This window comes from Proteiniphilum sp. LBM24028 (assembly GCF_056629195.1).
The window spans coordinates 2,204,571-2,229,091 of the sequence record NZ_CM152817.1; the positions used below are offsets into that span (position 1 = coordinate 2,204,571).

At 39.7% G+C, this 24,521-nt stretch carries 18 protein-coding genes; all 18 read left to right on the forward strand.

Going from position 1 to position 24,521, the window contains the following annotated elements; all coding sequences use genetic code 11:
* Positions 1 to 31: 31 nt before the first annotated feature.
* The 18 genes from AC1HCU_RS08715 to AC1HCU_RS08800 all read left to right on the forward strand — a co-directional run bounded on the left by AC1HCU_RS08715 (position 32) and on the right by AC1HCU_RS08800 (position 24,475).
* Positions 32 to 1,306, forward strand: a complete 1,275-nt coding sequence (locus AC1HCU_RS08715; RefSeq protein ID WP_480365250.1) for an ATP-binding protein — start codon at positions 32 to 34, stop codon at positions 1,304 to 1,306.
* 290 nt (positions 1,307 to 1,596) lie between these two features.
* On the forward strand, positions 1,597 to 2,307 hold the full coding sequence (locus AC1HCU_RS08720) for a hypothetical protein (protein WP_480365252.1): 711 nt from the start codon (positions 1,597 to 1,599) through the stop codon (positions 2,305 to 2,307).
* A gap of 190 nt (positions 2,308 to 2,497) precedes the next feature.
* Entirely contained in the window at positions 2,498 to 2,785 is a 288-nt protein-coding gene (locus AC1HCU_RS08725; RefSeq protein ID WP_480365253.1) for a DUF3853 family protein, read from the forward strand.
* The gene (locus AC1HCU_RS08730) at positions 2,760 to 3,536 is read left to right on the forward strand and encodes a site-specific integrase (protein WP_480365255.1); all 777 of its coding nucleotides are present in this window, start codon (positions 2,760 to 2,762) and stop codon (positions 3,534 to 3,536) included. Before AC1HCU_RS08725 ends, AC1HCU_RS08730 begins: the two co-directional genes overlap by 26 nt.
* Before the next feature lie 503 nt (positions 3,537 to 4,039).
* Complete coding sequence (locus AC1HCU_RS08735) at positions 4,040 to 4,366, forward strand: helix-turn-helix domain-containing protein (protein WP_238867470.1); 327 nt, start codon at positions 4,040 to 4,042, stop codon at positions 4,364 to 4,366.
* 5 nt (positions 4,367 to 4,371) lie between these two features.
* Entirely contained in the window at positions 4,372 to 4,758 is a 387-nt protein-coding gene (locus tag AC1HCU_RS08740) for a helix-turn-helix domain-containing protein (protein ID WP_238867471.1), read from the forward strand.
* On the forward strand, positions 4,755 to 6,836 hold the full coding sequence (locus AC1HCU_RS08745) for a bifunctional DNA primase/helicase (RefSeq protein ID WP_480365258.1): 2,082 nt from the start codon (positions 4,755 to 4,757) through the stop codon (positions 6,834 to 6,836). Before AC1HCU_RS08740 ends, AC1HCU_RS08745 begins: the two co-directional genes overlap by 4 nt.
* Before the next feature lie 18 nt (positions 6,837 to 6,854).
* A complete protein-coding gene (locus AC1HCU_RS08750) occupies positions 6,855 to 7,193 on the forward strand; it encodes a helix-turn-helix domain-containing protein (protein ID WP_238867473.1) in 339 nt (112 codons plus the stop codon).
* A gap of 44 nt (positions 7,194 to 7,237) precedes the next feature.
* Positions 7,238 to 8,815, forward strand: a complete 1,578-nt coding sequence (locus AC1HCU_RS08755; RefSeq protein WP_480365261.1) for a DUF3945 domain-containing protein — start codon at positions 7,238 to 7,240, stop codon at positions 8,813 to 8,815.
* 79 nt (positions 8,816 to 8,894) lie between these two features.
* Positions 8,895 to 10,988, forward strand: coding sequence for a type IA DNA topoisomerase (locus AC1HCU_RS08760; protein WP_480365263.1), 2,094 nt, complete (start codon positions 8,895 to 8,897; stop codon positions 10,986 to 10,988).
* 143 nt (positions 10,989 to 11,131) lie between these two features.
* Positions 11,132 to 12,031 carry an Abi family protein gene (locus AC1HCU_RS08765; RefSeq protein WP_480365265.1) on the forward strand — a complete coding sequence of 300 codons (900 nt, stop codon included), beginning with the start codon at positions 11,132 to 11,134 and terminating at the stop codon, positions 12,029 to 12,031.
* A gap of 269 nt (positions 12,032 to 12,300) precedes the next feature.
* The gene (locus tag AC1HCU_RS08770; protein WP_480365267.1) at positions 12,301 to 13,524 is read left to right on the forward strand and encodes an ATP-binding protein; all 1,224 of its coding nucleotides are present in this window, start codon (positions 12,301 to 12,303) and stop codon (positions 13,522 to 13,524) included.
* Between the two features lie 44 nt (positions 13,525 to 13,568).
* The gene (locus tag AC1HCU_RS08775; protein ID WP_238867477.1) at positions 13,569 to 14,033 is read left to right on the forward strand and encodes a DUF1896 domain-containing protein; all 465 of its coding nucleotides are present in this window, start codon (positions 13,569 to 13,571) and stop codon (positions 14,031 to 14,033) included.
* Positions 14,020 to 20,370 carry a MutS N-terminal domain-containing protein gene (locus AC1HCU_RS08780; RefSeq protein ID WP_238867478.1) on the forward strand — a complete coding sequence of 2,117 codons (6,351 nt, stop codon included), beginning with the start codon at positions 14,020 to 14,022 and terminating at the stop codon, positions 20,368 to 20,370. The genes AC1HCU_RS08775 and AC1HCU_RS08780 overlap by 14 nt, the downstream gene beginning before the upstream one ends.
* A 287-nt stretch (positions 20,371 to 20,657) precedes the next feature.
* Positions 20,658 to 21,281: a TetR/AcrR family transcriptional regulator gene (locus AC1HCU_RS08785; RefSeq protein ID WP_238867479.1), complete on the forward strand. Its 624-nt coding sequence runs from the start codon at positions 20,658 to 20,660 to the stop codon at positions 21,279 to 21,281.
* A gap of 42 nt (positions 21,282 to 21,323) precedes the next feature.
* Complete coding sequence (locus AC1HCU_RS08790) at positions 21,324 to 21,944, forward strand: TetR/AcrR family transcriptional regulator (protein WP_480365270.1); 621 nt, start codon at positions 21,324 to 21,326, stop codon at positions 21,942 to 21,944.
* Positions 21,945 to 22,007: 63 nt separating this feature from the next.
* Positions 22,008 to 23,270, forward strand: a complete 1,263-nt coding sequence (locus AC1HCU_RS08795) for an aminotransferase class I/II-fold pyridoxal phosphate-dependent enzyme (protein ID WP_418893141.1) — start codon at positions 22,008 to 22,010, stop codon at positions 23,268 to 23,270.
* Positions 23,267 to 24,475 carry a hypothetical protein gene (locus AC1HCU_RS08800; RefSeq protein WP_480365273.1) on the forward strand — a complete coding sequence of 403 codons (1,209 nt, stop codon included), beginning with the start codon at positions 23,267 to 23,269 and terminating at the stop codon, positions 24,473 to 24,475. The genes AC1HCU_RS08795 and AC1HCU_RS08800 overlap by 4 nt, the downstream gene beginning before the upstream one ends.
* The last annotated feature ends 46 nt before the right edge of the window (positions 24,476 to 24,521 follow it).

A 24,521-nucleotide genomic window follows, 5' to 3' on the forward strand; every position in this document is an offset into this window, starting at 1 on the left:
AAATTCCTACATTTGCTAAAAATTCTCAAGTATGATTGAAATAATTAATTCCATAAGGAAGTACAATTTCTGGGATAGCAATCCGATAAATTTAGGCTATTCCCGTACATATTACACGGATAAAATTGGTCAGTATGTGGGCAATAAGTTAGTAAAAGTACTTGTTGGTCAGCGTCGTGCGGGTAAAAGTTACATTTTGCGTCAAATCGCATCAAAGCTAATATCAGAGGGTGTAAAGAGTGAAAATATACTTTACATCAACAAAGAGTATATGGAACTGGCTACTTTGCGAAGTGCAGTTGAGTTGGAGCAACTTTACAAAGCCTATAGGGAAGCATTAAAGCCAATCGGGAAAGTCTATATTTTTATTGACGAAATACAGTATATTGACGAGTGGGAACGATTTGTAAACTCACATTCACAGGACTTTGCAGAACCGAGCGAGCTGTTTATCAGCGGTTCCAACTCAAATCTTTTGTCAGGGGAATTAGCTACTCTTCTATCGGGTCGATACGTAGAATTTGAGATTTTCCCGTTTAGTTTTCCCGAATTTTGTGGAATTTCAGGACTGGAAATCAATAGCGAAAGCTACAGAAAATTCCTTCAAAGCGGAGCTTTGCCCGAACTTTTCAATCTGCCCAACGATGAAATGAAGCAGAATTATGTGTCGTCCATCAAAGATACGGTTATGTTGCGCGACATTGTGGGACGGTATAATGTGAAAGATGTGAAGTTATTAGACGATTTGTTTGTTTATTTGGTAAATACGGCATCCAATTTAATTTCGATAACAAACATCATCAACTTTTTTGCATCGAAAAAACGGAAAACAAACTACGAAACTTTGTCATCTTACGTCAATTATTTGGAAAATTCATTCCTCGTTCATCGTGCCGAACGCTACAATATAAAAGGCAAAGACACCATTTCGGGCAACAGCAAATACTATCTGAACGACTTAGCTTATCGAAACTATCTTTACGCCGGGTACGGTTACGGAATTGGTTATTTGTTGGAAAATGCCGTTTATCTGAGTTTGCGACGTGCCGGATATCAAGTTTATGTGGGAACAATTAAAAATGCCGAAGTTGATTTTGTAGCGATTAAAGGCGACAAAAGGCTTTATTTGCAGGTAACGCTTCAATTGACTGAAGAAAAAACTATTGAAAGAGAATACCGTTCGTTAAAACTCATTGAAGATAATTTCGATAAATACGTGGTGAGTATGGACGACTATAAAATTCCTACCAATGAGGGAATTGAACATATATCGGCGTGGAATTTGGATGATTTTTTAAGCAAATAACACGGAAAAAGTTAGTATTTATGCAAATAACCAACATACTCCCCCAATACACCCAATTAAACGCGATAATTTCCGAAGTTTCAAACAGAAATTCGATTGAGTTTGCTCAACAACAATTTGTTGCCGATTTTTACACTCAATTCGACAATATCCAATCGTTTGAAGCAATGCTGATTGACCTGACGATGAGTGCTAAACCGGAACGACACAAAACTTTATCGGAAAGTCTTTCGATTGAAATACAGAATAATATCAGGCTGATTTCGTCGAATAAAATCGTACTTGAAAACTTGAACATAGAAAAGACTTGTGATAATTTTGCCAATCAATACGAAGTCCAAATAAGCAATCAATTGTACAACACCCAAAAGCGTTGGAAAGAATTAAGCGAAGTCAATAACTTGTTGGATATGATTGGGTTTCGGGAGCATACAGAAAGTGAAGAAAAAAGACTTTGGGAAAAACACGAAACATTGACCGAAAAATATAATAAAGAAAAGGCACTACTGAACGACTTGTATGAAAAACAGAATGTTGCACGGAAAACGGCAGAAAAATATCAAGATAATTATTTCCCGAAAATTCTAACGTTGAGCCAAAAGCTAAGTGAAATAGTTCAAAAATATATTCCAAAAACAGTTCACAGCCTGCCTGAAGGAATATTTTTCAATATGAAAACGGCATCGGAAATTCACAAAATTTGTAATAACACCATTTTTGAAAATCTTTCCGAAACCGATTTTTACACGGCAATCAATTTACTGGCAACCGACAAAATATTAAAATTGAAGCAAGGAGAAAAAACACGAGCCTGTTTTCTCATTTACAAAATGTACGAAAGCATCAAATCCCACAACAAAACGGAATGGCGGACATCTATTCTTCAACAATTGGAAATTGACGAGAGTTACTACAAATCAAAATACAAAGAACCTATTTCCGAAGTGCCGAGCCGGAAATCGGAGCAATTTGCACGTGAAATAAAAGAGCTTTTTAGTTAAAACGGTTTCCCTAACCGAACCACCACTTTTACCACTCAAAATATTTTTATATCCGATTGATATTCAGTCGGATATTTTTGTTTCCGCCACATCCTTACCACTTTCTTCCGCCCTTACCTTTGCATCGTTCGAACACCAACCGCCGAAGTACAAGGCAATTGTAAAATCGTAACAATGAAAGGAAAAAATAATGGACTTACAAAATTTAAAACAAAAACCATTGTGGCAAATGACGGGCGAAGAATTTCTGTATCTGCAAGAAAACTGCATCGGGAAAACCGCCCAACAAACCACATCTACCATCGCACACGACGGAACCGAGAAACGCCACGTGTACGGTATTGCCGGAATAGCAAAACTTTTCGGGTGCAGTATGCCCACGGCACACCGCATCAAGAAAAGCGGAAAAATTGACCGAGCCATCACGCAAATTGGGCGGAAAATCATTGTAGATGCTGAACTTGCAATTTGTCTTTGAAAAGTTTTCCTCTGGTTTAGCAAAAAAAACGGTAAGAGACATAGTAGCCGTATTGAAATCTGTCGTTAAGTATGGCGGTAGACATAAAATTTTCCATTTTGAAGAATGGCAACTGGAATATCCTACAGAAGTTGGTGTTTATCGTCTGCCTACATTGAGACTGAGTCACCAAAGAATATTGATGCACTACTTAATAGAAGAACCTACACCACAGAATATTGGTATACTTTTGGCTCTTTGTACTGGCATGCGGATAGGTGAAATTTGTGCCTTAAAATGGGAAAATGTTGACTTCGCTCAGAAGATAATTACAGTTAATCATACAATAGGAAGAATATATAACTGCGAGTTGAAATCAACGGAGAAAATCCTGTCAACGCCTAAAACAAAAAACTCTTTTCGTGAAATTCCTATTTCCAAGCAACTTCTTAAATCTTTGAAAATAGTAAAAAAAGTTTCTCCATCATTATTTGTCGTGGGAAATTTACCAACCTCTACAGAACCACGTGCTTATCGTGATTATTTTTCGCGTCTGTTGAAACGTATTGGTATTCCTCCAATTGTTTTTCACGGTCTTCGTCACACATTTGCTACAAGATGTATTGAAAGTCAATGTGACTATAAAACAATTAGTGTTATATTGGGACATTCCAATGTTTCTACAACCTTAAACCTTTATGTACATCCTAATCTTTATCAAAAGGAAAGGTGTATTGAAAGGATGAGTAAATTTTTGGGAGTGACCGAATAAAGAACTCTATTTTTCTGGGTGTAAAAAAGGGTGTAAATCTCGTAACTACTTGATTTACACCCTTTATTGCGGTATGGACGGATTGTGAACCATCTGTCCAAACTATATACTAATAAAAGATTTGCGCTATTTTAGATTATCAGTTGTAGCATTTTTGTAGCAATTCTTTGAATATCTTCTGAATACCACTTGACTACCTTAACATATCAATTCATGAGTACAAATATAGTATATTTTTGAACCCTCTCCAAATAAATTGATAACAAACTCAGTAAAAACATTTCTGCTACATCATAAGTGCAAGGTGCAAGTCTTTATATAAAAAGCTTGCACCTTGCACTTAGATTTGCCGTACTTAATTGTTATTTAGTTAGTTTTTATGCTTAATAAAAGATTTAACTAATTAAATAACAAAGACATTATGCGCTCAAATTTTCACTTTATGAAAATAGTTTTCATGAAGTTGCAGAATCATTCGCATAATGCAAACTAATTTTATGAGTATGAAAAAGATTGCAGAAAGACTTAGATTATTACGGCAGGAGAAAGGATATTCTCAGCAGTATATCGCTGATATCTTGAATGTTTCGATAGCAACCATTTCCAGATTGGAGAACAATCCCGAAGAGATAAAATTAAGGTATCTTTTATCTTTGGCTCAACTCTATAAAATGGATTTATGTAAATTATTTTCGGATGATGAAAGTGAGTTAAAAAATGAATTATCCAAATTAACCGTTCAAGTGACTATTCCGATTGACATTACTTCCACTCTGTTATTCCGAGTTGCAAAAAAACTGCAAGAGACAGAACAATTTAGGAAACAATAATCATTATGCAAGTAATTACCTTAGAAAGTGAAGCCTTTCAAGTTCTGATGAAAAAGATCACGGACATTGAACAATACGTCAGACGTACATCCGATTTGTTCAGCGAATTGGAAGAGACGCTTGAACTTACATCACGTGAAGTGATGGATACCTTGGGAGTTTCAAAATCTACGCTATATCGTTGGCGTGAAAGTCACACCATCCCCTTCCGTTATGATGAACGAGGTAATGCTCTCTATCCATATAAAGATTTGATTATTGCCATCAAAAACGGCAGCCTGACAATGCAAAACACCAACAAATCTCAAATTTTAGCCAAACTATCCGACTTTAAAGAAGAAATAATTACAAACAGCCTTTGGCACAATAGTTCCTGCAACAATACACTATGATTACCAAATCCGCCATTTTAGCAGCGACGCAAAACGGTTTAAACGTTTTCAAACACTATATTCCGTTTGATTTCAAGCTGGGAAAAAACTTCAAAAATCCCTTTTATGACGATAAAAACGCTTCCTGCAATGTTTATTACGACCGACATAATCTCTGCTTTAAAATAAAAGATTTCGGTAATCCCGATTATTCCGGCGACTGTTTTGCATTTGTCGCCCAAATCAAAGGATTGGATGTTCGCCGGGATTTTTTGCAAGTGGTACAAAGTATCAACCTTGATCTAAACCTCTGTTTAGATGAAAAACCGGACAACTTCATACCACAGACAAACTTTAAGAAAAAAAGTAAAACTCAATCTGTATCGACATCAAATTTTCAAAAAATTAAACCTGTATCCGATCATATCATAAAAACCATTGCCAAACCTTATGAGTTTACCGAAAAAGCCTTTTCACAAAGTGAACTTGCCTTTTGGAAAACCTTCTGCATCAGCGAGAAAACATTAAACTATTTTCGAGTAAGATCCCTTTCCGAATTTAAATCCGTAAATAAAGACAATGAAACTTACGAGCTTCAAGCAACTATCAACGAACCGATATTCGGTTACATCGGAGAAAGCTACGTAAAATTATATCGTCCCAAATCCAGACTTCGTTTTCTATACGGCGGACAAATACCCGCGAACTATTGTTTCGGACTGCGACAACTGCCCAATCGTGGAGATATTCTGTTCATAACAGGTGGCGAAAAAGACGTGATGAGCCTTTATGCCAAAGGATTTCATGCCGTCTGTTTCAACAGCGAAACATCGCACATTCCGCCCGACATCATCGAGATGCTTGCTCACCGTTTCAAACATATTATCCTATTATACGACAGCGATGAAACGGGACTTTCCGCATCGGAAAAACACCTTGCCGTCTTAGAAAAATACAACATACAACGTTTAGTGCTGCCTCTTGCAGGTAATAAAACGGAAAAAGACATATCCGACTATTTTGCCAAAGGAAACGGTAGAGACGATTTCCAACGACTTATCATCGATCTGCTCAACACAAAATACGCACAAACCATGACACTGATAAAATCCTGCGAAGTGGATTTTTATAATCCGCCCGAACTGACCGAAAACATCGTCAGCGTGAATGAGGTTCCGCTCGGCACGCAAGGCAACCTTTTCTGCATCACCGGTGGCGAAGGTACCGGAAAAAGCAATTACGCATCGGCGATAGCTGCCGGAACTTTGGCGGAAGAAAACGTTGAAATTGACACCTTGGGATTAGACGTGCAAGCAAACATAGACCGCAAAGCCGTATTACTCTACGATACCGAACAATCGGAAAATCAACTCTATAAAAACACAACTTTGCTGCTCAGAAGAGCCGGACGAAAAAGCAAACCCGAATGGCTGAAAGCCTATTACCTCACGGCTATGTCCCGCAGGGAGCGGCTGCAATCCATTCAAGACAGCATGGACTATTATCACCATTTTTTCGGCGGCATCCAATTGGTCATCATCGACGGCGTAGCCGATCTTGTCCGAAGCGCCAACGATGAAACCGAAAGCATTGCCGTGGTGGAAGAATTGTATCGATTAGCCGGAATTTACCGTACCTGCATCATCTGTGTGCTGCATTTCGTTCCGAATAGTTTTAAACTTAGGGGACATCTCGGTTCCGAGTTACAACGCAAAGCGGCTGCCATTCTATCTATCGAAAAAGATACACAGAATCCTGAATTTTCAGTGGTAAAAACACTTAAAGTGCGGGAAGGAAGTCCTTTGGATGTGCCTTTGATGCAGTTCTCGTGGGATAAACACAAGGGAATGCACGTTTATCGTGGAGAAAAGCCACAAAAAGAAAAGGAGAAACGCAAGGAAGTGGAATTAACCGCTCTTGCCAAAGAGATTTTAGCAGACAAAAAACGATTTACCTATTCCGAGCTATTACAGGAAATAGAACTGCTGATGGACGTGAAAGAACGGACAGCCAAAAGCTACATCCGATTTATGTCGGAAAACGGAATAGTGGTAAAAGACAGTGCCAACACGGCTTATTACATATTAGGCAAACTTTAAAAAAACTCATTTACGACTATGCTCATCGACAAACAAGAATTTCGTGCTTATATGGATCGACTAATCGACCGTTTCGACTTGATCGACGAGAAATTGGAACGGCTCATCAAGAAAAAAACGTGTCTCGACGGCGAAGATTTATTGGATAATCAGGATATGCTTCAAGTGCTTAAAATCAGTCATCGCACCTTGCAACGCTTTCGTTCGTCCGGCGAACTGCCTTTCTTTAAAATGAACGGTAAAATCTACTACAAACTATCCGATGTAAATCGATTCATTCGTGAAGTATTCGAAGGCAATTCGGGACGATGCGCCAAACAACGCCAAATAGAGCCACGAACGGACAAAAAACGGTAACAGAGTTAATCCCGATATAATTTTGCCGAAAAAAACATATAAATATGAATGTAAACGACTATCCCGAAACAGAACATCCTGCACTAGCAGATATCATCGGTGATGAATATGCAGAAAAAAACGGTATGAACGAACAAAATCCTGCAAGAAACATTGCACAACCCGACGAATTCTCGGAAACCCTTCTTGTTTTCGACCAAGAAAAACAGACGCTTCAAGCGGTTAAAGAGCTTGACAAAAACGGAAAACTCAAAACCGTAGAACCTGTGAAAGAAAACAACCCCGACTTTATCCGATTGGATAAAAACGGCGACTTCTTATCCAATTTTTACAGCAATTTCGTAGCCCAACTCAAAGATCCGACACGTTTTAGGGTGTTTAAAATACCTATACCTAAAATAAGTTTTTTAGCGGAAACCATTAAAAGTATCCTGAAAGACCCTACTCCCGCCGGCATCGCTATGTTGGAAAAATACGAAGTAAAAAACGAAAATTTAAAACAAAACACAAATCCGGATGAAATTCAACAAAAAGGTCCGGAAAATATTACTCATTCACAAAATAAAGAGACTATGGACACAACAAGCAATGCTTCCGATTATCGCTACAAGGTAGAAGATATCGATTGGGGAACACTCGAAAAAATGGGTGTCAGCCAAGAAAAACTGCAAAAAATGAATGTAATGGACGACCTTTTGAGAGGTTTTAAGACCAATCAATTGATACCGATTTCTCTTAATCTGGGGACGGTAATCACCCGCAGTGAAGCCCGATTATCGTTGCAACCCGATGAAGACGGCAACACCGTGGTTGCCATGCACGGCATTCGTAAAGATGTCAACGTTCATCAACCCTTTTTCGGACACGAATTCACGCCTGAAGACAAGGAGAATCTGCTTAAACACGGCAATATGGGGCGTATCGTGATGTTGGAAAACAGGAAAACAGGCGAGCAAATTCCGTCCATCATTAGTGTAGACAGGCTCACCAATGAACTCATCGCTCTGAGTGCGGATAAAATCAAAATTCCCGATGAAATTAAAGGTGTAAAACTTTCCGATGAACAAAAACAGACCTTACAGGAGGGCAAGCCGCTCTATCTGGAAGGAATGATTTCTCGAAAAGGAGCGGAATTTAACGCCACCGTACAGTTCAATGCCGATAAGCGTTACGTGGAATTTATGTTTGACCGTGAACAATTCAAACAAAACCGTCAGGCACAGGAAAACGGCGAAGCACCACGCTTTATTCGCGGAAAAGAGTTAAGCGACAAACAATACGATAAATTCAAATCGGGACAGACTATATATGTGGACGATTTGGTAGATAAAAAGGGAAAGACCTATAAGGGTTATCTTACGTTTAACGTGGAGAAAGGGAAAACGGAATTTTCATTCGGCAATCCCAATAAACAGAAAAATGTCGCCAAACAATCCGCCCAACCCGACGAAACTTCCAAAGTACAAAAAACAGTCAATTCAGACGGGAAAACCAATGAAGCGACAAAAAACATCAAGGAACCCTTGGAAAAAGGACAAACAAAACCGACGGAAAAGCAGGTTGAAAAACAAGAAAAGGAAGAAGAAAAACAGCAAAAAAAATCACGGGGAAGAAAAATGTAAAGCCCCTCCAACCTTCCGTCAGTTGACGGAGAGGCTTTGGAAGTGCAAAATATCAACACTATAAAATCAAAACATTAAAATGCTAAAAGTTATCATAGCAGAAAAACCGAGCGTGGCGAGAGCCATAGCCCACGTGTTGGGTATTTCCGGTCAGCAAGACGGGTACATCGGCGGAAGCACCGTCGATACCGTTGTAACGTGGGCAATCGGTCATTTGGTTACCTTGGCTATGCCCGAAGATTATGGTTTTTCGGGTTTCAAACGAGAAAACCTGCCCATTTTGCCAGAGCCGTTCCGACTTATTCCCCGCCAAACCAAAAAAGGTAAAGAAACCGATGCCGATGCGGGGGCTTTAAAACAACTGAACGTTATCAAAAAATTGTTTGACCAATGCAACGAAATCATCGTTGCCACCGATGCCGGACGAGAAGGCGAGTTGATATTTAGACTGATTTACAAGTACCTGAACTGCCAAAAGCCTTTTAAGCGTTTGTGGATAAGTTCGCTGACGGACAAAGCCATTAAAAACGGTTTCGAGAACCTGAAAAACGGCAGTGAGTTTGATTATCTCTATCAAGCCGCTCGTTCACGTTCGCAAGCCGATTGGCTGGTAGGCATCAATGCGTCGCAAGCATTGAGCATTACAGCCGGAAACGGAGTCTATTCACTCGGAAGGGTGCAGACTCCAACTTTGGCGATGATTTGTAAACGGTATTTGCAAAACAAAAACTTTCAGGCACAAACCTATTTTCAAATACAGGTAGAAGCGGAAGTCGAACGCAAAACGCTCAAAATGCTTTCGGACGACAAGTTTGAAGAGAAGGCATCGGGACAGGAGACCGTCGAAATTGTCCGTCGTAATAAGTTGGAAATAACGGAAGTCGATACTCGGACAGTGCGGGAAGAACCACCTTTATTGTACGATTTAACCGGACTACAAAAAGATGCCAACAAAAGGCTCAATCTTTCGGCAGACGAGACACTTGCCATTGCACAGTCGCTTTACGAAAAGAAGTTTATCAGCTATCCGCGTACCGGAAGCCGTTATATCAGCGAAGATATTTGGGAAGAAATTCCTGCTTTGGTGGAAACGCTTTTGGTTTATACTCCGCTTAAAGAACAGGCTAAACGGCTTTTGAAAAATAGGCTAAACAAGCGGGGTGTAAACGATTTGAAAGTAACGGACCACCACGCCTTGCTCATAACGGATAATACCGTATCTGGACTTTCTACCAAAGAAGAAAGCATTTACAAGTTAATAGCAAGCCGGATACTCGAAACATTTTCCGCACCCTGCGTAAAAGAAGTAACCACGCTGAAAGCTCGTTCGAGAGAGTTTCAGTTCTCATCTCGCGGTGTGGATGTCATCGAAACAGGATGGCGGGGGGTAAACGGGATGTTCGACAATGAAAATTCGGAAGAACCGGAAATTTCCTTACCATACGTGGAAAAGGGAGAAAAACACGCGGTGCAATCCGCGCAGCTTTTGGAAAAACAGACTAAGCCGAAACCTTTGCATACCGAAGCGAGTCTGCTCTCCGCTATGGAACATGCGGGAAAAGAGCTTGAAAACGAAGACGAGCGCAAAGCCATTAGAGAGAGCGGTATCGGAACACCTGCCACCCGTGCGTCCATTATCGAAACGCTGTTTTCGAGAGATTACATCGAACGGCGGAAAAAATCGCTTGTTCCCACTGCCAAAGGGTTGAAAGTTTATGAAGCGGTAAAAGAGAAACGCATCGCGGATGTAGCGATGACGGGAATGTGGGAAAACACGCTTTTAAAGATAGAAAACGGCGAAATTCCTTTCGAGACATTCGATAAAAGTATTGCCATTTATTCCAAACAGATTACCGAAGAGTTGCTGGCAATGGATTTCCCGAAAGATGAAAAAGAGCGGTTGGTCTGTCCGAAATGCCAGAAAGCAGCTGTAAAACTGTTTGAAAAAGTTGCCAAATGTAGTGACGAAACGTGCGGTTGGCTCTTGTTCCGGAATATTTGCGGTAAAACGCTTTCGGAAAAAGATATAAAAGCTATTCTGACGAATAAAAAATCTCCTTTATTGAAAGGACTGAGGAACAAAACTGGAAAAACGTTTGACGCTTATATCGTGCTGAAAGATGACGGAAGCACGGAGTTCGAGTTTCCTCCCCGGAGGAAAATGAAAAAATAAGAAAAAGAAAAATCGGCATTATTTTACTCAATAAATTGGTCAGGTAAAAACAAAATTGTACTTTTGCACTATGTAGAACCTGCCAAGCCTCTTAACAATGCTCAAATCGGCAGGTCGTTTTATTTATATACCTTTCTATTCGTATGAAGAAGACATTCAACAAAGGTTTTCTATCGGTTCCCGAGCAGCTAAATCTCTTAAAAGAACGAGGGTTACTTATTGATAATGATGAGCGGGCGAAGGATTATTTAAAGCATATCGGCTACTTTAGGCTAAGTGCTTATTTTTATCCACTACTTCAAACTCCTAAAGATCAACATTTATACAAAGCGGGAGCGACATTTAAGCAGGTGCTGGACATGTATCGTTTCGACAGAAAGTTACGCTTGTTGCTTTTTAATGAAATTGAGAAAATTGAAATTGCCATACGCACAGAAATTGTTAATACAGGATGTAGCTTCTTAAACGATATTTTTTGGCTGACAAATCCGATATATTTTAGAGATAGAAATCGATACATCCAAAGTCTATCATTAATAGACGCTGAACTTTCAAAATCCAAAGAAGATTTCATTCTCCATTTCAAACAGAATTACAGTAATCAGTATCCGCCTTCCTGGATGTTGGCAGAAATAATACCGTTGGGCGTTCTTGGTAATTTGTATATAAATATTGCCGATAGGCGTTTGCAAAAGCAGATTGCCCAATCATTCGGACTACAGACACCCGTGTTGGCTTCTTGGTTGATGGTACTCGCTAACATTCGAAATATTTGTTGCCATCACGGAAGAATGTGGAATCGTGAGTTGCCCAACATTCCCTCTGAACTGAAAAATCCTATATATGAATGGATTGATGATACAAGTATTGACCGAAAGCGTATCTACTATAAAATATGCATGATAAAATATCTGTTGCATACGATAACTCCAAATAACACATTAAAAGAAAGGCTAATAGAGTTGTCTCAGCGTTATCCAACGGTTGATTTTCGAGCGATGGATTTTCCAATCGATTGGCAATCACAAAAATTTTGGAATTAGCGTAATTTTTCCATTTTTCAAAAAATCCTTACCTTTGTCACAAGTTCATTGTCATAAACATGGTTTATTACATTGGATTTAGTGGTTGGCATCGGTGGGGACACCGGTGCCTTTCTGCGTTTAAAAGACGCCTGTCAAACTAAAATTGATTATTCCAACGGCAACGGATTGTTTAATCCATTACAAATGGAATATATAGCCCATTTATAATGGAATACTTTGGGAAGTTCAAAAAAACAGTTTAAATTTGCAGTAAAATTATATCAATTATGGGAATAAATATGCAACAATCGGCGCTTGCCGAAATAGCAAAAGGTCAAAAAAATGAATCATTTTCAGAAGCCGAAATGGTAACTGAGAGAACGTTGATGCCTGATCTGCCCAATATCAGCACACACGCCTTGATACTTTCAGGTATTAGGCGTTGTGGAAAAAGCACACTGCTGCGACAATTTGTTCGTCGGAATTTTAAGGATGTGTTTTACTTGAATTTTGAAGATGTTAAACTTTATGGCTTTGACATCAAAGACTTTGTTTTGCTAGACAGAGTAATTGACGAAACAGGATTGAGAGTCCTTTATTTCGATGAAATTCAAATTATTGACGGTTGGGAACTGTATATTCGCCAAAAGTTAGACCAAAAATTCCAGGTAATCATAACGGGTTCCAACGCGAGTTTATTGAGTGCAGAATTGGGAACGAAACTGACCGGAAGGCACATCACAAAAGAGCTTTTTCCATTTTCTTATACTGAATATTTAGATTTTAGAGGTTGGGATGCAAACGGTGAAAGTTTATCGGCGTACCTGACAGAAGGCGGATTTCCCGATTATTTAAAACAAAAACTACCCGAAATTCTTGATTTTTTGATAGAAGATATTCTCAATCGAGATATTATCGTTCGCTACGGCTTAAAAGATGGCGGAGCAATAAAAAAATTGTGTTCTTACCTGTTTGCCCATAATGGAACGCTCGTAGTTCCTTCTAAATTAACATCCGCTGTTGGTGTAAAGTCAAACACAACCATATTGAACTACTTTTCCTATTTTGAGAATTCGTATCTAATCGCGATGGTGCCAAAATTTGATTGGTCGGCAAAAGCACAGATGCTAAGCGCCAAAAAGATGTACGTGATAGATCCCGGCTTGGTGCAAGTTGGCAGTACTTCATTCAGTAGAAACATCGGACATTTACTTGAAAGTGTTGTTTTTTGGCACCTGCGCCGTAAAACAAAAGAAATCTACTACTTCAATGAGAATAACAAGGAATGTGATTTTGTAGTTCGAATGAAAGATAAGACGATGCAAGTTATACAAGTCTGTTGGGAACTAACTCTCGAAAACCAAGAACGGGAAATAAGCGGATTATTGGAAGCGATGCAGTTTTTCAAAACAGACAACGGCATAATTGTTTCCGCAAACTCAACCGACACCATAAGAACCGAGTTGGGATTGGTTTCCGTAATGCCCGCATACGAATATTTAATGACATAAAATAATTTTTACACAATCCACTAAATCCAAAAAAATAAACAAAAATGACAACAACAAAAACCACCACTACGAAAGACGAGCGTGAAGACCTGTCCTATTTCACGCTCACATTGCAATCTTTCCTGAACGAAAGTTTTCCCGAGTTGGCAAACGACAAAACGTTTATCGAAGAACGTTCCGAGCTAGCCGCACAAACTTACGCCGATGCACTTCTGGCAGGACATACACATCCCGAAGCATCAGAACTTTCCAATGAAGTACTCTATGAAGGACTGCACTTCTCCAAATTCGATATGCTGTTCAAGGTTATCTGCAACGAGTTTGACAGCCAAATGCCGGATGACGAACTGCGACCGTTCGCAATGAAAATGTATCCGCTTTGCACGGATGTTTTCAGCAAATATTCCACGAACGAACCGGAATTTGCCGACAGTGCCGATTACGAGTTGCTTTACACCGAACTCACGGGAACCGTAGCCATCCATATCGAAGAGAATGGCTTATGGTAAAAAGGCGCATTTAATCGACAATATTGAAGCAATCGCTACCGTTTTCCGGCTTGAAAAAGAAAAACGGAAAGCCACCGCATCCGAACGTGAAATCCTATCCCGATACAGCGGTTTCGGCGGATTGAAATGTATTCTCAATCCTGCTCGAACGCTTGAAGACGCATCTCGTTGGAGTAAGTCTGAATTGGACCTGTTTCCGCAGGTTGCCGATTTGCATCGCCTGATACGGGAAAATTCACAGGATGAGCGGACGTACAATCGCTATATGGACAGTTTGAAACAGTCCGTACTCACGGCATTTTATACCCCGCCCGCGGTAGTGGAAAGCCTTGCTCAAACGTTGCGTAACCACGGAATTACGCCCGCCCGACTGCTCGAACCATCGGCAGGAACGGGTATCTTTGTCGATGCCTTCAATCCCGGGAATTCCGTAGAAACCATAGCTTTCGAGAAGGATTTGCTCACGGGAAAAATTTTGCAACACCTGCATCCCGACGCGAATGTACGCATTGAAGGATTTGAGAATATCGAAGCCAAATGGCTTGGCTCGTTCGATTTAGTGGCGAGCAATATCCCGTTCGGCGATGTATCGGTTTTCGACTTGTCCTATTCACGTGGCAAGTCCATTGCCAAACAGCAAGCCGCCCGAAGCATTCACAACTATTTTTTCCTGAAAGGATTGGACTGCTTGCAAGAGGGTGGCATTTTGGCTTTTATCACTTCGCAAGGCGTGATGAACAGCGACCGCAATGCCCCAATTCGTGAGTATCTAATGGAGAACAGCCGATTGATTTCGGCGGTACGGTTGCCGAATAATCTGTTTTCGGATTATGCGGGAACGGATGTCGGCACCGATTTGATTGTGTTGCAAAAACAATCGGGGAAAGGTGTTTCCAATGATATCGAACGGAGTTTTATTGAAACCACCAATGAGGATATTTCAATAAACAGCTTGTTTACCGATATGTCCAGAAATATCCATACCACGCGCGACCGTTCCACCGACTTGTACGGAAAACCCGCTTGGGTTATGCGACACGAAGGCGGTATAGACGGCATTGCGAGCGATTTGGAGAAAACCCTGACAAAACAAATACGGCAGTCCCATTTGGATATCTCGCTATTTGAAAATCGACAACGAAAATCGACTTTCTCTTTTTCCTTGCCCAAGTCCGTTAAAGACAAAAACCAATCCATTGAGCAAAAAGATGACACGGAAATAGTTGAAAACGCATACGATTTAATTCCCGAACAACTAATCGGAGAACTGCCGAAACCTTACGATACTGATGATGGGAAACCCATCGGCGACAAAACAGCGCATCTGCGTTTTTTCTTTCCGATGGGTGCATACACGGCTTACGTATTGGAACACGAGTCAAAAACAGGCGAACTTTTTACCCTGACTACAATGGACGGCAGGGATTGGGAGCTTGGCTACGCTTCATTGGATGAAATTCGTTCCATCAATATTGGTGGTTTGAAAGTAGAGCGGGATTTATATTTCGAGCCTACTCAACTGAAAAACATTCGTGAATTAAAAGATTACGTGGGCAATCGCTTTACGCCCGAAATTGTCGATACCGAAATTATAAAAGACAAATCGGTTGAAACAAAACAGGAAAACCGTCAAGCCGAAACATTTCAAATCCCGTCAGAGTACGTCCAAATCAAAAAGAAACATCCCGAAGCCGTAGTACTTTTTAGGGTAAACGAATATTACGAAGCCTATCATGTCGATGCCGAAAAAGTATCGCCTGTCCTTGATTTGCCTCTCATTCAAAACAGCAAAAATGATAACATGAAAATCCGTTTCAAAAGTCACGAACTGGATGCGATGTTGCCCCAATTGGTACGTTCCGGATTACGAGTTGCCATTGCCGATATATTGGAGCAGAAAATTGAAAACAAGATTTTTAATAATAACAGTCAAAAGGAACAAGAAAAAGAGCAAGAGCTAAAATTAAAGGAAAACAATAATCCACCGGAACCACCCGAACAAGAAAACCCTGCGCTTACGTTGTACGATTTGTTCGGTTTTTCTGAGCAGGAACGTTCACAAATAAAACCACAAAAAAAAGGACAAAAACAATTTAATAATTGGGCGAAACAAGCGATCGTTATTACGCCAAAACCGATTGTCCCTTCAAACGGAAAATTACCACGTCCGAATCAAGAAATCATGAATAACGTTCTTGAAACGGCTTTAAGTGCATCGGGTACATCCGGGTTACAATCGGCACAAGCTGTTTCAACAACAACGGAAATTGAAACATTGACAACAGAAAAACTTCCTACTACGGAAGAGATGCTCGACGCATTTTTTGCTGAAATGGACCCGTACAGTTCAAGTAATTATATAGATGAATGGCGGTTGGAAATACAGCATGAAGCAAGGCTTAAAAAGGCAGGACAATTACCTGAAAAGAAGGTGGCTGTTGAGAAGTCAAATAAAACCTTAAATAACAACAACTCGACCACAGCCGTTCAAACCAATCTTTTTGACACGAAAGAAACTTTATCCTTTGCATCCCGTTTATTCCCTAATGAATGGAAACAGCATTATCGTGAAGGCTGTTTGGTTGTCGATTTGGGACAAGTAGGTTTTTTGAAAAAGGACGAAAACGACCGAACGTTTTTTCATCCCTTGGAAGTCAATGTCAAACAGCAAAACCGTATCGAAAGTTATATTTCGGTGCGGGATGCCTACAAGAATTTATACGCTGTTGAAGCCGAAAACAGTTTGGCTCACCCTGTCATGCGAAATGATCTGAATCGCTTTTACGACGACTTTACTCGAAAATTTGGTTGGTTGAATACAGCCGAAAACTTGAAAGTCATCAAGATGGACACCGCCGGAAGTGATATGCCGTTTTTGGAACGCAATATTGGCGGTGTATGGCAGAAAGCCGATATTTTCAGTCGTCCTGTTTCATTTGCCACACAGGAAATCACAAAAGTGGATACCGTGGAAGAAGCTCTTTCGGCATCGCTCAACAAGTTCGGAACAGTTGACTTGGATTATATGGCAAATCTGTACGACAGTTCCCGTGAAGAGTTGAAAACCGAACTTCACGGACGTGTTTTTTTCAATCCGTTGGAAAAAGAGTATCAAATTGCCGACAAGTTTATTGCCGGAAACGTGGTGGTAAAAGCCAAAGCGGTGGAAAGGTATGTAAAGAACCACCCCGATGACGCCGAATCAGCTTTTTCCCTAAAAGCCCTGCAGGATGCCTTTCCGCAGCGTATCGAGTTTGAAGAGTTGGATTTCAATCTTGGCGAGCGGTGGATACCGGCAGAAATTTACGGCCGTTTCGCATCCGACCTGTTCGATACCGATGTAGAGATAAAATATATAGACTCTTTGGATGATTTTTCGGTGAATTGTTCCCGAAAAAACTATACTATTTGGACAAAATACGCCACCCGTTCCGAAAGCAGGACGTACGACGGCATCGCCCTGCTCAAACATGCCTTGGTAAATACTACTCCCGATATAACCAAAAAAGTGATGGAGGACGGCAAGGAAACGAAAGTTCGTGACGGCGAAGCCATTCAAGCTGCCAATGCTAAAATCGACGAAATACGCGAAGCTTTTTCCGAATGGCTGCAGGCACAAAACAGCGAATTTAAAGAACGTCTGACAACGATGTACAACGAGAAATTCAACTGTTTTGTCCGTCCCCGATACGACGGTTCGTTACAAACGTTCCCTGGGTTAAACCGCAAAAATGTAAATATCGAAGATTTATACGACAGTCAGAAAGATGCGGTTTGGATGCTGAAAATGAACGGCGGCGGCATTTGCGATCATGAGGTCGGCGCAGGTAAAACGCTGATAATGTGCTGTGCGGCACAAGAAATGAAACGTTTGGGATTGGCTAACAAACCGATGATAATCGCCTTGAAAGCCAACGTGCACGAGATTGCCGAAACTTACCGGAAAGCCTACCCCGATGCCAAGATTATGTATCCCGGCAAAGCCGATTTCACGCCCGAAAAACGGCAGCGGATTTTCGGGGACATCAAAAACAACGATTGGGATTGTGTTATTCTAACGCATGAACAGTTCGGAATGCTTCCGCAATCTCCCGAAATACAGCAGGAAATTTTACAAAAAGAGTTGGACAGCGTGGAAGAAAACTTGGAAGTGTTGCGTTCGCAAGGCAAAGAGATATCGCGTGCAATGGAAAAAGGGCTTATTGTAAGGCAAAACAATCTTACCGTGAAGCTGAAAACGTTGGCTCACGATATTGCTAACCGCAAAGACGATGTAAGCGATTTCAAAATGATGGGAATAGACCATCTGTTTGTCGATGAGAGCCATCAGTTCAAAAACCTGATGTTTACCACCCGCCACAATCGCGTGGCAGGCTTGGGCAACAGTGAAGGCAGTCAGCGGGCAATGAATATGCTTTTTGCCATCCGTACCATTCAAGAACGGACGGGCAAGGATTTGGGAGCAACTTTCCTTTCGGGAACAACCATTTCCAATTCGTTAACGGAATTGTATCTTTTATTCAAATATTTACGTCCCAAAGCATTGGAAGAACAAAACATCCATTCGTTTGACGCATGGGCTGCCATTTATGCCAAGAAAACCACCGATTATGAGTTTTCGGTAACGAATAATATCGTACAGAAAGAGCGTTTTCGTTATTTTATCAAAGTCCCGGAGCTGGCACAATTTTACAACGAGATTACCGATTATCGTACAGCCAAAGACATCGGGATAGACCGTCCCGAAAAGCAGGAAATCCTGCACCATATTCCGCCTACCCCACAGCAGGAAGAGTTTATTCAAAAATTGATGAAGTTTGCCCAAACAGGTGATGCCACTATTTTAGGTCGTCCAAAGTTGTCGGAAAATGAAGAAAAAGCCAAAATGCTTATCGCTACCGATTACGCCCGCAAGATGAGTCTGGATATGCGCATGATAAGTCCTCACTACGATGATCACGTGGATAACAAAGCGAGCCATTGCGCTAAAAACATTGCCGATTATTACCAAAAATACAATCCGCAAAAAGGAACACAGTTTGTCTTTTCGGATTTGGGAACGTTCAAGTCCAACAGCGAATGGAGCGTTTATTCGGAGATCAAGCGCAAATTGGTGGAAAATCACGGCATTCCGGCAAGTGAGATTCGTTTTATTCAAGAAGCCAAGACGGACAAAGTTCGCAAACAGTTTTTTGCCGATATGAATGCCGGAAAAATAAGGGTGCTGTTCGGTTCCACAAGCATGCTCGGAACGGGCGTAAATGCTCAAAAACGGGCGGTTGCCGTGCATCATCTCGATACGCCGTGGCGACCGAGCGATTTGCAGCAGCGCGACGGCCGTGCCGTCCGCAAAGGGAACGATATTGCCAAAAATTTTGCCGGCAATAACGTGGATGTGGTTATTTATGCTGTAGAACGTTCGTTGGACAGCTATAAATTCAACCTGCTACATAATAAACAACTGTTTATCGACCAACTCAAAACCAATCGTTTGGGTAAGCGTACCATCGACGAGGGCAGTCTGGATGAGCAGTCGGGCATGAGTTTTTCGGAATATGTGGCCATTCTTTCGGGTAATACCGATCTGTTGGATAAGGCACGGCTGGAAAGACAAATTGCCTCATTGGAAAGTGAGCGGCGCAGTTTCAACCAGTCCAGGGCGCAATCGCGAATTAAACTGGAGGGCATGGTCAATGAAATTGAAGCTTCACGGTATAGGATATCGCTGTTGGAGAAAGATCAAAAGCACCTGTCGGAGCGTATTCAAAAGAACGAGTTCGGCGAAATATTAAACCCAATCCGCTTAAACGGCTTACCCGAAAACGCAACCGTAAAGCAGATTGGTGAAAAACTCAACCGCTTGTCGGAAAATGCCCGCACGCACGGATTTTATGAGGAGATTGGTTCGCTGTACGGTTTCAAACTGCTGGTAAAAACGGAGACAAGTATGAAAGACGGATTTGACTTCAAGGAAAATCGGTTCTTTGTCGAAGGAGATGGAGGTATCAAATACACCTATAACAACGGAATAATGGCAACTGACCCGAAGCTGGCATCCATGAACTTTCTGAACGCTTTGCAGAAAATTCCGACGCTTATCGACAACGAACACAAACGCATTGCCAAAGAAGAAAGCAGTCTGCCGGTATTGCAGGAAGTGGTAAATGGTCTCTGGAAAAAGGAGGAACAACTGAAAGAACTCAAAAAAAAATTGAACGAAGTGGATAAAAAGATTTTGACGGAAATTACAGCGGAAAAAGAGGGGAAAAAGGAAGAGGTTGAAAAGAAGGTGAAAACGGAGGGGGAAGATAAAATAGGGTATGGGGTGAAGATGTAGTAAAGTTTTACGTTTAAAAAACTCCTCAGAAACTTTTCAAACTTAATATATGAGTATTCAAATCCTTTTTATATTTTTGCAAACAAATACTTTTCTTTGAAGAGTAAATATTGAACATTCGTATTTATTCGTAACGAAAAACGGGCAAATTTTTCAATAGGAAACGAGATAAATACGCATGACTATCGTCATATAATGACGGTACGAGTCTGCTTATTATCGTTTTCTTGGATGCCCGTCCATTCGTTACGTAATAAGTTTGATCTCGTACCGTTTTATTTTACTAAATGATTACTAACTTAGATAATCCTGCTAACAAAGATACAAAACAATTCTTGTTGGAAGTATCTTTCAAGGTGTTTATATCAAAAGAATATGGACAAGTAACATTTGATTATTTAACTTCATTAACAGAATACACGAAAGGGATATTTTTTTATTATTTTGAAAATAAAACGGATTTATACTGTCAAATGATGGACAAGTACTTTTTTTCGCGGTTAAATCCTCGATATCCTATTCACACAGTTGAAATTAAATCTTTCAATGATTTTCTTAAGCATAAGATTAGGCGTCATATAGAGACAAACCACTGGTTTCATCAAAACGGGATAGAGGATAACCCTTTTACAATAATGCAACATTTGTTTGCCCAAGCCGTGATGAGATACCCCAATTTTAAAACCAAATATAAATCATTATCAGACCCTTATTTTAAAGAATGGCATAATGCTATTGAAATCGGTAAAAAAAATGGAGAAATACCTTTAACTTACGATACTAATAGTACGGCTATCTGTTTAGATGCGTTGTTTCAATCGTTTCCATTCCAAACCGCAGAAATGCCCTTATACAATAATATTTTTCAAGCCTTGAAAAATATGGGTATATTAAATGTGTTTAATATTTGAATGTTACTGAATTAATGATAACTTTGCACAAAAAATATTGTGATGGCAAAAAGAGTTAGAAATAGTAAAGAAGTATCCATAGAAAAGATTTTGGATGTAGCGTTTCTCTTTTACGCAACCAAACCATACGACAAAGTAGTATTTGAAGAAATGGCAAAATCCACCGACATTACAAGCGGAGGCATCTTCTATCATTTTAAAAGCAAACAAGCTCTGTTTGAGCAAATGTGTGATAAATTCCTTCTGGAAGAAACATCAATTTTTTTAAAATTAGAAAAATATGAAGGCGAGACATTTGAAGAATACATTGAACTATATATTAATGTATTGAAAGAACAAAAAAACAAAGCAAAAGAATTGGGTGTCGATAATCTTAACATGGCTCTAATCAATATTACTAATCAAGCACTTTTTTACTATCCCGAATTTGCAGAAAAAGGTCAGAAATGGGTTGATTTGCAAATAGCACAATGGAGAAAGGTATTAATAAAATCTATGGTGAAAGGAGAAATAAATGACAATATTGATGTGGATCTTGTAGCCCGGCTATTCGAGGATATCTATTGTGGTCTATCTTATTTATCCATTGCAAATAAAGATGGAATTGATCTCTGTAAATTAAGAGAAAGCTTTGTCTTTTTATATGATTCTTTAAAAAAATAACGAAAAGTTATTTTTTTTGCTGTATTTTTGACTATGCATTAAGTAACTAAAAACAAGTAATGTATGGTTTATAAAATAGACATTCAATCGAATAGAAAAAGCCAGGATGGAACTATTTTAGGCAAAATCAGTGATTTTCATGAACAGCTAATTGTTCACGAGCGTGAAAAAGTTAATATCCTGAAAAAATCTCCGCTCACATCGGTATCCGATACTGAAGTAACCTATTACGACCGTTTTGAGAAGAAAGAAAAAACGGCATTGATGTTTGCTTCTAATAACTATTTGGGTGCAATTACAAATCAGATATGCATAGATACCGCTATTGAAGCAACCAAGAAATATGGTATTGGTTCCGGTGGCGTACCACTATTAAGTGGCACAAACATTTTGCAGAATCAATTAGAACAAGCTATTGCTCAGACCAAAGGATTTGACGATGCCATTGTCTTTTCATCGGGATTTGCTGCTAATTTAGGAGCTTTGGCCGGTTTGCTTTCTCCTGACAATTTAATTATTCACGATAAACTCAATCATGCCAGCTTAATGGATGGCACCATTATGTGCGGAGCCAAAATGCTGCGTTACAAACATAATGATTTGGCTGATTTGGAAAAACTATTACGTGAAAACTCACCATTATATCCAGGAGGAATATTGGTAGTTACCGATGGCGTGTTCAGTATGGATGGAGATATTGCAAATCTACCGGGAATAATCGAATTGGTAAATAAATATAATGTTCTACTACTTATAGATGACGCCCACGCAACAGGTGTTATCGGAGAAAAAGGAAGGGGTAGCTTGTCGTACTACGGTATTGCACAAAGAGATAATATTATCCTAACCGGCACTTTAAGTAAAGCCGTGGGAATTGTGGGCGGATTCATCACGGCGAAACAAGAAGTCATTGATTATTTGCGAATTTTCTCCCGCAGCAATATGTACTCAACTGCATTGCCACCAAGTGTTTTAGCATCGGCTAAAGCTGTATTTGAATTTATGCAGACCACTGATATTGTAGAACGGTTAAATCAAAATGCATCATACCTAAGAACACGGCTAAAACAGGAAGGGTACAATACGCTAGATTCTCAAACTGCAATAATTCCTATTGTTGTAAAAGACCAATATCTATTGACTCAAATATCAAAAATGCTATTAGATAGGGGCATTATGGCAAATTATATTTTTCCGCCCGTTGTGCCGCCCAATCTTACCAGAATACGCATTAGCGTGATGGCAACCCATACCAATGAAGATATGGAATACCTCATAAGCTCTTTAAATGAAATAAATGCCACACATCCCATCAAAAAATCATGAGTGACAAATACTTACCATTATCTTTTCAATGGCATAGTTCGATTGATGAGATAAACAGGATGGATTGGGATAGAATTTTTTCCGGAAATATCCTGAAAAGTTTTGATTTTTTCAAGGCTCAATGCGATGCCGATATTGAGTATGCTCAATTTATGTTTCTAACTGTTAGCTCGAAAAATGAAACGTTAGCTATTGTCCCTTGCTTTACTTATCGATTAAAATTAGATGTAATTGCCTCACCATCCGTAAGAAAGGTTTCGGATACCGTAAAAAAACGATTTCCTAATTTTTTATCGGTAAAAATATTTGGTGTAGGCTCATTGGCTTCAACCTGCGAACAACATATCGGAATAGTCAAGAATTTAGACAATGCCACTTATCTGTCTGTTTGTCGGATAATATCAGAACAAATAAAAAAGAAATCAAAAGAATTGAAAATAAAATTAGTCTTTGTAAAAGAAGTACCCGAAAGCCAACTATCCGAAATAAAGCAGGTATTATCAAATGATTATTATTTTTATGACTCTCTCCCGACAAACATAGTACCTTTATTTCCGGAGGTACTCCCCTATCCGAGCGGATTAAGGCATAAGGAGCGATACAGATACCGGAATCTCAAAGGTAAATTTGAGAAAAACTACTGTTGGGAAAAAGTAACCGATTTTTCTCGTCTTACAAAAGAGTTTGAGCGGTATTACCTTGCTACATTGTTCAAATCGCCCAGTCAGTTCGAGATAATGAATGAAGCTTTCTTTAAAAACATAAATGAGTCATTTAAAGATAACTCGTACTTGTTAATTGCCAAAGATAAGCGGGGAATAACGCACTCTATGGGATTGATTTTGGAAGAAAAAAATGCCCTGATTCCAATATATTTAGGGTTGAATTACGAAAATTCGGAAAAGAATCTGAAACTACTGCATATCAATTCCATGTTTCGGGTAATAGAAGAAGCCGAGAAGAGAGGTAAAGAACTGGTAATGCTTGGGCAAACGAGTTACTACTCCAAAGCTTTGTGTGGAGCTTTAGTCCAAAGATTGTATTTGAGCTTCTACTCCTACAATGCAATTATTCAGTATTGCATTAGAAACTTTTTTGGAAAATTATTTACTTCCGCAACTTTAACTCCCAATACCTATAGAGTGGAGGTGGAAAAAAGCATTAAAGACAAGATGGCATATTATCATTATGTGATTGATAATTAACAATATTATAATCTATAAAAACTCTACAAAGAAAAGGCAGGCACAA

Bases quoted from the DNA above. Each gene is read 5' to 3' on its own strand.
- AC1HCU_RS08715 (WP_480365250.1), top strand. From the start codon at position 32: ATGATTGAAATAATTAATTCCATAAGGAAGTACAATTTCTGGGATAGC.
- AC1HCU_RS08725 (WP_480365253.1), top strand. From the start codon at position 2,498: ATGGACTTACAAAATTTAAAACAAAAACCATTGTGGCAAATGACGGGC.
- AC1HCU_RS08730 (WP_480365255.1), top strand. From the start codon at position 2,760: ATGCTGAACTTGCAATTTGTCTTTGAAAAGTTTTCCTCTGGTTTAGCA.
- AC1HCU_RS08735 (WP_238867470.1), top strand. From the start codon at position 4,040: ATGAAAAAGATTGCAGAAAGACTTAGATTATTACGGCAGGAGAAAGGA.
- AC1HCU_RS08740 (WP_238867471.1), top strand. From the start codon at position 4,372: ATGCAAGTAATTACCTTAGAAAGTGAAGCCTTTCAAGTTCTGATGAAA.
- AC1HCU_RS08745 (WP_480365258.1), top strand. From the start codon at position 4,755: ATGATTACCAAATCCGCCATTTTAGCAGCGACGCAAAACGGTTTAAAC.
- AC1HCU_RS08750 (WP_238867473.1), top strand. From the start codon at position 6,855: ATGCTCATCGACAAACAAGAATTTCGTGCTTATATGGATCGACTAATC.
- AC1HCU_RS08755 (WP_480365261.1), top strand. From the start codon at position 7,238: ATGAATGTAAACGACTATCCCGAAACAGAACATCCTGCACTAGCAGAT.
- AC1HCU_RS08760 (WP_480365263.1), top strand. From the start codon at position 8,895: ATGCTAAAAGTTATCATAGCAGAAAAACCGAGCGTGGCGAGAGCCATA.
- AC1HCU_RS08765 (WP_480365265.1), top strand. From the start codon at position 11,132: ATGAAGAAGACATTCAACAAAGGTTTTCTATCGGTTCCCGAGCAGCTA.
- AC1HCU_RS08770 (WP_480365267.1), top strand. From the start codon at position 12,301: ATGGGAATAAATATGCAACAATCGGCGCTTGCCGAAATAGCAAAAGGT.
- AC1HCU_RS08775 (WP_238867477.1), top strand. From the start codon at position 13,569: ATGACAACAACAAAAACCACCACTACGAAAGACGAGCGTGAAGACCTG.
- AC1HCU_RS08780 (WP_238867478.1), top strand. From the start codon at position 14,020: ATGGCTTATGGTAAAAAGGCGCATTTAATCGACAATATTGAAGCAATC.
- AC1HCU_RS08785 (WP_238867479.1), top strand. From the start codon at position 20,658: ATGATTACTAACTTAGATAATCCTGCTAACAAAGATACAAAACAATTC.
- AC1HCU_RS08790 (WP_480365270.1), top strand. From the start codon at position 21,324: ATGGCAAAAAGAGTTAGAAATAGTAAAGAAGTATCCATAGAAAAGATT.
- AC1HCU_RS08795 (WP_418893141.1), top strand. From the start codon at position 22,008: ATGGTTTATAAAATAGACATTCAATCGAATAGAAAAAGCCAGGATGGA.
- AC1HCU_RS08800 (WP_480365273.1), top strand. From the start codon at position 23,267: ATGAGTGACAAATACTTACCATTATCTTTTCAATGGCATAGTTCGATT.